General features: G+C 64.6%; 6 protein-coding genes. 5 read left to right on the top strand and 1 reads right to left on the bottom strand.

All coding sequences use genetic code 11. From position 1 onward, the window contains the following. Nucleotides 1–13 precede the first annotated feature (13 nt). Nucleotides 14–970: a hypothetical protein gene (locus tag ASD71_RS07930; RefSeq protein WP_056561761.1), complete on the top strand. Its 957-nt coding sequence runs from the start codon at nt 14–16 to the stop codon at nt 968–970. 20 nt (nt 971–990) lie between these two features. Here the strand turns inward: ASD71_RS07930 and ASD71_RS07925 are convergent, their stop codons facing one another. Beyond that, nucleotides 991–2,241, bottom strand: coding sequence for an NnrS family protein (locus ASD71_RS07925; protein WP_056561760.1), 1,251 nt, complete (start codon nt 2,239–2,241; stop codon nt 991–993). Between the two features lie 242 nt (nt 2,242–2,483). Here ASD71_RS07925 and ASD71_RS07920 point away from each other — a divergent pair, with 242 nt between their 5' ends. The 4 genes from ASD71_RS07920 to narH all read left to right on the top strand — a co-directional run bounded on the left by ASD71_RS07920 (nt 2,484) and on the right by narH (nt 10,657). Continuing rightward, nucleotides 2,484–3,743 carry a nitrate/nitrite transporter gene (locus ASD71_RS07920; RefSeq protein ID WP_056561758.1) on the top strand — a complete coding sequence of 420 codons (1,260 nt, stop codon included), beginning with the start codon at nt 2,484–2,486 and terminating at the stop codon, nt 3,741–3,743. Between the two features lie 26 nt (nt 3,744–3,769). Next, nucleotides 3,770–5,155, top strand: coding sequence for a NarK family nitrate/nitrite MFS transporter (locus ASD71_RS07915; RefSeq protein WP_056561754.1), 1,386 nt, complete (start codon nt 3,770–3,772; stop codon nt 5,153–5,155). A 196-nt stretch (nt 5,156–5,351) separates the two neighbouring features. After that, a complete protein-coding gene (locus ASD71_RS07910; protein WP_056561752.1) occupies nt 5,352–9,095 on the top strand; it encodes a nitrate reductase subunit alpha in 3,744 nt (1,247 codons plus the stop codon). Continuing rightward, nucleotides 9,092–10,657 (top strand): nitrate reductase subunit beta, encoded by a 1,566-nt coding sequence (narH, locus tag ASD71_RS07905; RefSeq protein WP_056561750.1) that lies wholly within the window; start codon nt 9,092–9,094, stop codon nt 10,655–10,657. The genes ASD71_RS07910 and narH overlap by 4 nt, the downstream gene beginning before the upstream one ends. Nucleotides 10,658–10,660 lie beyond the last annotated feature (3 nt).

Raw genomic sequence — 10,660 nt, 5'->3', positions numbered from 1 at the left:
AGAGGAGTGGGTCATGAGCAAAGAATCCTTCGAAAGTCAGCGTGAATTATGCGAACGCCAGCAGGAACGGCTGGCGGCCGAACGGGCCCGGTTGGCGCAATGGCAGTCGATTGAAGCCGATTACCAGCGCAAGTACACCGAGACGTTGCGGCCGCTCGAAGAAAAGCTCAACCAGCTTCGTTACAAGCTGGTGCTGTGCTTTGACCATGCGTACAAGGAAATGGGCCTGTCCAAGGCCGAGCGCGAATTCGTCTCCGAACTGGTCACGGAGTTTTCGGAAGAGCTGCTGGTGCTGGCAACCAAGAGCGATCTGCCTGCCGGTTGCGACACCGCGCGCCTCAAGACGCTCTACAAGAAACACCGTGGGTCGGACTACGACGCCAACCTGGCTGAACTGACCGAAAGCGCGGGCCAGGAACTGGCCGATGCGCTGGATCTGGACGTTGCCGACCTGGCCTCGATGTCGCCCATGCAACTGCTGCAGATCATCCAGGACCAGTACGACGACGAAGACGCCGAAGAACTGCTGGAATACGCGCGCGTCGTCAAGATTCCGGCCGTGACGAACCCCGTCGCGTGGCAGGCCTTGCAAGAAGCCGAACGCGCGCGCCAGGCTCAGTCCGCCCAGGACCCCGCCCTGCGTGCCGAAGTGCAGGCCGCGGCCGGCATCCCGGATGATCGGCTGCAAGAGACCAACACGGTGCTCGCCACCCAGCTCGACGACGTGCTGAGCCAGGTGCAGTTCGCCGAGGAAGGCTTCAAGCTGCGCTACGAACTGGACCCGTTCGCCACGTTCGAACCGGACGCGGTGATGGGCGAACTGGACGACGACCTCAAGGATATCCAGGAGTACATCCAGGAACTGGAGCACGAGGTCATGCAGTTCTCGGATGAATCGCTGCTCAAGGCGTGGCTCAAGGCCATGCGCCGCGAAGTCGCCGCGATGGAGCGGCGCGAAGATCGTTCCTGATGCAGCGGTCGTGACGCGTCTCAGCTTTTGGGGCGCGACACCGGCATCACCCGCATGACCGGCGCCGCCTGCTTGGCCGCCGCGTCAGCGCGGGGGCGGATCATCATCGGGAAGAACCGCCACAGGTACAGTCCCAAGGCCAGCGCCCACGCCGTGGCCGACGCATGCAGCAGGCCCAGCGTGGCGGCCGTTGGCAACAGCGCCGCCAGCCGCAGCAACGCCGCCAGGATCATCAGCGCGTAGCTCACGACCATGCTGCGGTCCGTGTGCAGCGGCCGGCCCAGGTGGCCGAGCGCGGTGCGCGTCACCATGCCCAGAATCAGCACCGAAAACCCCGCCACGCCAATGACGTGGGCCGGCCATGCCTGCCGGACGACGAAACCCGCCAACTGGGCCGCGCCCACCAGCAGCCCGATGCCCAGGCCCAGATAACCGGCATAGAGAATCCACAGAAGCGGCACGCGGCGCACGGCCCACGGCTTCCAGGACACCCACTGCACCAGCGCGATCACGCCGCTGGCCGCCAGTGCCGCCGCGGCGACCTGCTGCACCCCGGCCAGCAGGCAGGTGATGGCGACAACGCCAAGCCCAAGCTGCCAATGGCCGCTCTTGGTGTGGGGCGGAATGTCCAGGCCAGCGACGGCGCGCTTGGCGAAGAAGGGCATGACCCGCCGTGCGATCAGCAGGGTCAGCACGGCCATCGATAGCAGGCCGGCGTTGAAAAAGCGCATCAGCGTGACGTAGTCGCCCTGGACGGTCGCCCACAGATACAGCCCGTTGGTCGCGCCCAGCGCCAGCAGCAGCAAGGGAACGCCGTAGTTGCGCTGGTTGCGGGTGACGGCGACGGCGCGTCCCAGCGCCCCGGCCGCCCACAGGAAAAAGAGCAGGTCGGCAGCCGCTGCAACGGCAAAGGCCGGACGCCCTGGCACCAGATAGCCCACACGCGCCACGATCCATAGCCCGCACAAGGCCGCAAGGGGGTTGCCGCGCAGCGGGTTCTTGCCCGTCCAGTTGGCGCCTGCCGTCAGCAGGAAACCCACGGCAATGGTGGCGACAAAGCCCCAGAGCATTTCATGCGCATGCCAGAACATGCCGTTCAGCACGCCGGTCAGGCGCGCCGGCGCATGCACCCACAGCAACACGGACACGAGGGCCCAAAAACAGCCCGCGAGGTATAGCGGGCGGAAACCCATTTCGGTGAACGCGCGCCATTCGGGCGGCGCGGGGCGCGGCTTCTTTGCGGGTTCTTCAATGGAAAGCAGAGTGCTCATGGTGTGGCCAGTGCGCGCAGGGTGCGCCGCGTTGCGGGTTTGAACGTGTATTTGAAATACATATTAACTCTGGCCGCATCTGGGCGCGACTCGCCAGCTTGATCCAACGCAAGGCTGTCCGGAACACCCGCATGACTAGGCACTTCGGAAATGGCCCTTTGGTCGGCTGGGGAATGGTGAGGGAAGGGTGGCCTCCTTAGGCTACCCACATATGTATTTGTCAGCAAAAAGCGAGACCAACCATGGCAGCACATCAATCCTCGGCCGGCGCGCCGATGCGGGTCCTGATATCCAGTACGTTTGCCTTCACCATCTGTTTCGCGGTGTGGATGATCTTCGCCGTCCTGGGTATTCCCATAAAGACCCAGCTCGGCCTGTCTGAAACGCAATTCGGCCTGCTGGCCGCCATGCCGGTCCTGACCGGCTCCCTCGTGCGGGTGCCGCTGGGCATCTGGACCGACCGCTACGGCGGCCGCCCCGTGTTCTTCGTGCTGATGCTGCTGGCGGTGGTGCCGATCTGGCTGCTGTCGTACGCCACGGAGTACTGGCAGTTCCTGGTGCTGGCGCTGTTCGTCGGCCTGACGGGCGGCTCGTTCTCGGTGGGCACGCCCTACGTGGCGCGCTGGTTCCCGCGCAACAAGCAAGGCCTGGCCATGGGCGTCTTCGGCGCTGGCAACTCGGGCTCGGCCATCACCAAGTTCGTGGCGCCCGCCCTGATCGCGGCAGCCGCCGGGTCCTGGGTCATCGTGCCGCAGGTGTACGCCGTGGCGCTGCTGGTCACCGCGATCCTGTTCTGGATGTTCTCGTCGTCCGATCCCTCGCACCGCGTCGCGGGCGGGGCATCGTTGTCCGCCCAGTTCGCCATGCTCAAGGACCCGCGCGTCTGGCGCTACTGCCAGTACTACTCGGTCGTGTTCGGCGGCTACGTGGCCCTGGCGCTGTGGATGACCAAGTACTACATCGGCGAATACGGCTTCGACATGAAGCTGGCCGCGCTCTTGGCCGCTTGTTTCTCGCTGCCTGGCGGCGTGCTGCGCGCGTTGGGCGGCTGGATCTCCGACCGCTACGGCGCCTACAAGACGACGTGGTGGGTGATGTGGGTCTGCTGGGTCGCGTTCTTCCTCCTGAGCTACCCGCAAACCGAGTTCACCGTCATGACCGCCGGCGGCCCGCGTTCCTTCGGCATCGCGCTTGGCCCGGTCACCTTCACCATCCTGCTGTTCATCGTCGGCATCGCCATGGCGATCGGCAAGGCCTCCGTCTTCAAATTCATTTCTGACGAGTTCAGCGACAACATCGGCGCCGTGTCCGGCATCGTCGGGCTGGCTGGCGGCCTGGGCGGCTTCATTCTTCCCATCATGTTCGGCGTCCTGCTCGACCTGACCGGCATCCGCTCCAGCGCCTTCATGCTGCTGTACGGCACGGTCTGCGTCTCGCTCATTTTCATGCACTTCAGTTTCCGGCCCGAAAGCGCGGCCATCGCGCGGCAGCAAGCCGCCTGACCCACCCACCATCCTGAGAGAACCTCATGTCCACTCAAGTCCTTGCGCGCTGGGAGCCGGATAATCCCGGCTTCTGGAAACAGACCGGCGCGCGCGTCGCCAACCGCAACCTGTGGATTTCGATCCCGGCGCTGATGCTGGCGTTCAGCATCTGGATGCTGTGGAGCGTGGTCGTGGTCAACCTGGACCGCGCCGGCTTCATGCTGTCCAAGAACCAGCTCTTCTGGCTGACGGCGCTGCCCGCGCTGTCGGGCGCCACGCTGCGCATCTTCTACTCGTTCCTCGTGCCCGTCTTCGGCGGACGCAAGTGGACGGCTATTTCCACCGCCTCGCTGCTGATTCCGGCGCTGGGCATGGGCTTTGCGCTGCGCGACCCGACCACCTCGTTTCCGACGCTTCTGATCCTGGCGCTGCTCTGCGGCCTGGGCGGCGGCAACTTCAGCTCCAGCATGGCCAACATCAGCTTCTTCTTTCCCAAGGAAAAGAAGGGCCTGGCCACCGGCCTGAATGCCGGGATCGGCAACCTGGGCGTGTCGCTGGTGCAGTTCGTCGTGCCGGTCGTCATCACGATGGGCGTCTTCGGCGCCGCCGGCGGCGAGCCCCAAGTCATCAACCCCAATGGCGCGCAGCAGAACCTGTGGCTGCAGAACGCGGGCTTCATCTGGGTGATCCCAATCGCGCTGGCGTCCATCGCCGCGTGGTTCGGCATGAACGACATCGCCGATGCGCGCGCTTCGTTCGCCGATCAGGCCGTCATCTTCAAGCGCAAGCACAACTGGCTGATGTGCTGGCTGTACGTGGGCACGTTCGGGTCGTTCATCGGCTTCTCGGCGGGCTTCGCGATGCTGACCAAGACGCTGTTCCCCACGGTCAACCCCATGGCGTACGCCTTCCTGGGACCGCTGGTCGGGTCGCTGACGCGTCCGCTGGGCGGCTGGGTGTCCGACAAGCTGGGCGGCGCCCGGGTCACGCTGTTCACCTTCGCGGCCATGATCGCCGCCGTGGCGGGCGTCATGGTGTTCCTGCCGGGCGAAGGCCGCCTGGGCGACTTCAATGGGTTCCTCGCCATGTTCATCGTGCTGTTCGCGCTGACCGGCCTGGGCAATGGCTCGACGTTCCGCATGATCCCCGTGATCTTCCTGCGTGAACGCACGCAGGCCGCGCAGGGCAAGGGCCCGGCCGCGCAAAAGCAGGCCATGGCGGAAGCGGCCAAGGAATCGGCCGCGGTGCTGGGCTTTTCCGGCGCCATCGGGGCCTACGGCGGCTTCTTCATCCCGCGCAGCTTCGGCACGTCGCTCGACATGACGGGCAGCGTCCAGACCGCGCTGTTTTGCTTCATCGGCTTTTACGCCACCTGCATGGTGATCACCTGGTGGTACTACGCGCGCCGCAACGCGCCCGTGCCTTGCTGATGGCCTGATCGCCGGCTGGGTGTGCAGCCCCGCCGGCGCGGCACGACTAGTTCGGCCTACCCCGGTAACTAGTCACTCTGCCGAACCCGGGTTGTGCCACCGGCGAATGGTCCGCCAGACAGCCCAGACCTAAAGTTGCTTCAACAGCATTGATCGCAGTACGCGCCGGCCAGGCCGGCGTTCTTGGAGAAACACAATGAGTCATTTTCTGGACCGGTTGAAGTTCATGTCGCGGGTGAAGTCCACCTTCGCGAACGGTCACGGCGAAACCGTCAACGAGGACCGCAAGTGGGAGAACGCCTACCGCGCCCGCTGGCAGCACGACAAGGTGGTGCGTTCCACCCACGGCGTGAACTGCACCGGCTCCTGCTCCTGGAAGGTCTATGTCAAGAACGGTCTGATCACCTGGGAAACCCAGCAGACCGACTACCCCCGCACCCGTCCCGATCTGCCCAATCATGAGCCGCGCGGCTGTCCCCGCGGCGCCTCGTACAGCTGGTATGTGTACTCGGCGCAGCGCGTGAAGTACCCCATGATCCGCGGCCGCCTGATCGAAATGTGGCGCGAAGCCCGCAAGACCATGGACCCCATCGCAGCTTGGGAATGGATCAGCCAGGATCCCAAGCGCGCCAAGCGCTACAAGTCGGTGCGCGGCCTGGGCGGCTTCGTCCGCGCCGATTGGGACACCGCCACGGAAATCATTGCCGCCGCCAACGCGCTCACCATCAAGAAGTACGGTCCGGACCGTGTGATCGGGTTCTCGCCGATTCCCGCCATGTCCATGGTCAGCTACGCTGCCGGCGCCCGCTACCTGAGTCTTCTGGGCGGCGCCTGCCTCAGCTTCTACGACTGGTACTGCGATCTTCCCCCCGCCAGCCCCCAGATCTGGGGCGAACAAACCGACGTGCCCGAATCGGCCGACTGGTACAACTCCACCTACCTGATGGTCTGGGGCTCGAACGTCCCGCAAACCCGCACCCCGGACGCGCACTTCTACACCGAAGTCCGCTACAAAGGCACCAAGACCGTGGCCGTGTCCAGCGACTTCGGCGAAATGGTCAAGTTCGGCGACATCTGGCTGGCCCCCAAGCAGGGCACTGACGCCGCGCTCGCCATGGCCATGGGCCACGTCATCCTCAAGGAATTCCACCTTTCGGGCAAGTCGGCCTACTTCAAGGACTACGTGCGCCGCTACACCGACATGCCGATGCTGGTGCAGCTCAAGGAGCGCGACGGCTTCTACGCGCCTGATCACTTCCTGCGCGCCTCGCAGCTCGACAACGGGCTCGGCGAACAGAACAACCCCGACTGGAAGACGCTGGTGCTGGACGAGTCCACCGGCGATCTGGTGGCGCCCAACGGCAGCATCGGTTTCCGCTGGGGCGAGGGCGCTGTCAACGACGGCGAAAAGGTCGGCCGCTGGAACCTCGAATCCAAGGACGGCGGCTCGGGCCGCGAGATCGTCCCGACGCTGACCCTGCTGGGCCAGTCGGACGAGGTGGTCGGCGTGGGCTTCCCGTACTTCGGCAGCGAACACGACGAACTCCTGGTGCGCAACGTGCCCGCCCGCCGCATCCGCCTGGCGGACGGCACCGAGGCGCTGGTCGCTACCGTGTATGACCTGCAGATGGCCAACTACGGCCTTGACCGCGGCCTGGGCGGCGGCAACGTCGCATCCTCGTACGACGACGACGTTCCCTACACGCCCGCCTGGCAGGAAAAGCACACCAGCGTGCCGCGCGCGCAGGTCATCCAGGTGGCGCGCGAATTCGCCCAGAACGCGCACGACACCGAAGGCAAGTCCATGGTCATCGTCGGCGCCGGCCTGAACCACTGGTACCACATGGACATGATTTACCGCGGCATCATCAACATGCTGATGATGTGCGGTTGCGTCGGCAAGAGCGGCGGCGGCTGGGCGCACTATGTGGGCCAGGAAAAGCTGCGCCCGCAGTTCGGTTGGGCGCCCCTGGCTTTCGCCTCGGACTGGGTCCGCCCGCCGCGCCAGATGAACGGCACCTCGTTCTTCTATGCCCACACCAGCCAATGGCGCCACGAAAAGCTGAACGTGCAGGAAGTGCTCGGCCCCACCGCGGACCGCGCCAAGTACGGCGAACTCAGCATGATCGACCTGAACGCCCGCGCCGAGCGCATGGGCTGGCTGCCGTCGGCGCCGCAGTTGCGCACCAATCCGCTGGATGTGGTGGCGCAGGCCGACAGCCTGGGCAAGGATCCCGTCGCCCACGCGGTTGAACTGATGAAGTCGGGGGAACTGCGCATGTCCTGCGAAAACCCGGACGATCCCGCCAACTTCCCGCGCAACATGTTCGTGTGGCGCTCCAACATCCTTGGCTCCAGCGGCAAGGGCCACGAATACTTCCTGAAGTACCTGCTGGGCACGCAGAACGCCGTGTTCGGCGACGAAGCCGACGCCATCAAGCCCACCGAAGTCACCTACGAGGACGACGCGGCCGAAGGCAAGCTGGACCTGCTTACCGTGCTGGACTTCCGCATGAGCACGACGTGCCTGTATGGCGACATCGTGCTGCCCACGGCCACCTGGTACGAAAAGGACGACCTCAACACGTCCGACATGCACCCTTTCATCCACCCGCTCAGCGAAGCTGTTCAGCCGCTCTGGGAAAGCAAGACCGACTGGGAAATCTACAAGCTGCTGGCCAAGAAGTTCAGCGACATCGGCGGCCCGTACCTCGGCAAGCGCCGCGATCTGGTCCTGACCCCGCTGATGCACGACACCCCGGGAGAGCTCGGCCAGGCCTTTGAACCCAAGGACTGGAAGCTGGGCGAGTGCGACCTGATCCCCGGCAAGACGGCGCCGTCCATGACGGTGGTCGAACGCGACTACAACGACATCTACCGCAAGTTCACGTCGGTGGGTCCGTTGCTGGACAAGCTGGGGAACGGCGGCAAGGGCATCAACTGGAATACCCAGCACGAGGTCCACGAGCTGGCCGGCATCAACGACAGCGTCACCGAGACCGGCGTCAGCCAGGGCCGTCCGCGCCTGGACACCGCCATCGACGCGGCCGAAATGATCCTGACCTTCGCGCCCGAAACCAACGGTCACGTGTCGGTCAAGGCGTGGGAAGCGCTGGGCAAGATCACCGGCCGCGACCACACGCATCTGGCCGTCGGCCGCGAGCACGACAAGATCCGCTTCCGCGACATTCAGGCGCAGCCGCGCAAGATCATCTCGGCGCCCACCTGGTCTGGCCTGGAAAGCGAAGAAGTCAGCTACAACGCCGGCTATACCAACGTCCATGAACTGATCCCATGGCGCACCCTGACGGGCCGCCAGCAGTTCTACCAGGACCACCGCTGGATGCTGGACTTTGGCGAAGGCTCGTGCGTGTACAAGCCCGCCATCGACACCAAGACGGTTGCGCCCATGCTGGGCAAGTACCCGAACGGCGAAAAGGAACTGGTCCTGAACTGGATCACGCCGCACCAGAAGTGGGGCATCCACAGCACCTATTCGGACAACCTGCGCATGCTGACCCTGAGCCGCGGCGGTCCCCACGTGTGGGTGTCCGAAGCCGAGGCCAAGCAGGCCGGTCTGGTCGACAACGATTGGGTCGAAGTCTTCAACGTCAACGGCACGTTGACCGCCCGGGTGGTCGTGAGCCAGCGCGTTCCGGTCGGCATGTGCCTGATGTACCACGCGCAGGAAAAGATCGTGAACGTGCCGGGCGCTGAAACCAGCGGCAAGCGCGGCGGCATCCACAACTCGGTTACGCGCACGGTGCTCAAGCCCACGCACATGATCGGCGGCTATGCCCAGCAGGCCTACGGTTTCAACTACTACGGCACCGTGGGCGCCAACCGCGACGAATTCGTGGTCGTGCGCAAGATGAAAAAGGTGGACTGGCTGGAAGGCCCGCTCGTCGAAGAACTGCAACAAGAAGAGAAGCAATCATGAGGATACGCGCCCAAATCGGCATGGTGCTGAACCTGGACAAGTGCATTGGCTGCCACACTTGCTCGGTCACCTGCAAGAACGTCTGGACCAGCCGCGACGGTGTCGAGTATGCCTGGTTCAACAACGTGGAAACCAAGCCCGGCATCGGCTATCCGAAGGAATGGGAAAACCAGGAAAAGTGGAAGGGCGGCTGGAGCCGCACGGCCGCCGGCAAGCTGGAACCGCGTCAAGGCGGCAAGCTGCGCATCCTGGCCAACCTGTTCGCCAACCCGAACCTGCCCGCCATCGACGACTACTACGAGCCGTTCACCTTCGATTACGAACACCTGAAGAACGCGCCGCTGTCGGAAACGCCGCCCACCGCGCGTCCGGTGTCGGTCCTGACGGGCAAGAAAATGGACAAGATCCATTGGGGCCCCAACTGGGAAGACGACTTGGGCGGCGAATTCAGCTCGCGCAGCCGTGACGCCCTGTTTGAAGGCGTGCAAAAGGAGATGTACTCGACCTTCGAGAACACCTTCATGATGTACCTGCCGCGCCTGTGCGAACACTGCCTGAACCCGGCCTGTGTCGCCAGCTGCCCGTCCGGCTCCATCTACAAGCGCGAAGACGACGGCATCGTCCTGGTCGACCAGGACAAGTGCCGCGGCTGGCGCATGTGCATCTCGGGCTGCCCGTACAAGAAGATCTACTACAACTGGAACAGCGGCAAGGCCGAGAAGTGCACGTTCTGCTATCCGCGCATCGAGGCCGGCCAGCCGACCGTGTGCTCGGAAACCTGCGTGGGCCGTATCCGCTACCTGGGCGTGCTGCTGTACGACGCCGACCAGATCGAAAACGCCGCGTCCACCGCGAACGAGCAGGATCTGTACCAATCGCAGCTTGACCTGTTTCTGGACCCGCATTCGCCCGAGGTGATCGCCGCCGCGCGCGAGCAGGGCATTCCCGAATCGTGGCTGGAAGCCGCGCGCAACTCGCCCGTCTACAAGATGGCTGTTGAATGGAAGGTCGCCTTCCCGCTGCACCCGGAATACCGCACGCTGCCGATGGTCTGGTACATCCCGCCGCTGTCGCCCATCCAGACGGCCGCTGAATCGGGCAAGATGCCGCAGCGCACCGTGGGCAAGAGCGGCATGATCCCGGACGTGTCGACCTTGCGCATCCCCGTTCGCTACCTGGCCAACCTGCTGACCGCGGGCAAGGAAGCGCCGGTGCTGCAGGCCCTGGAACGCATGCTGGCCATGCGCGCCTTCAAGCGGTCCGAGACCGTCCACGGCGAACGTGACACAGCCCTGCTGGATCAGGTGGGCCTGACCGAGGAAACGGTGCAGGACATGTACCGCATCATGGCCATCGCCAACTACGAAGATCGCTTCGTCGTGCCCAGCAGCCACAAGGAAGTGGTCGAGGACAGCTTCAACGAGAAGGGCAGCTGCGGCTTCACTTTCGGCAACGGCTGCTCGGGTGGCGTGTCGGAAGGCACCCTGTTCGGCCGCAAGCCGCAAGGCAGCGAAATCTTCATCGAAATGCCCAAGTCGCGCAAGAAGGCCGTTTCGGCCTGAGGA

This window comes from Achromobacter sp. Root565 (assembly GCF_001427425.1).
In the GTDB taxonomy this organism is placed as follows: domain Bacteria; phylum Pseudomonadota; class Gammaproteobacteria; order Burkholderiales; family Burkholderiaceae_B; genus Achromobacter; species Achromobacter spanius_D.
This window is presented reverse-complemented; position numbering and strand designations above follow the sequence as displayed.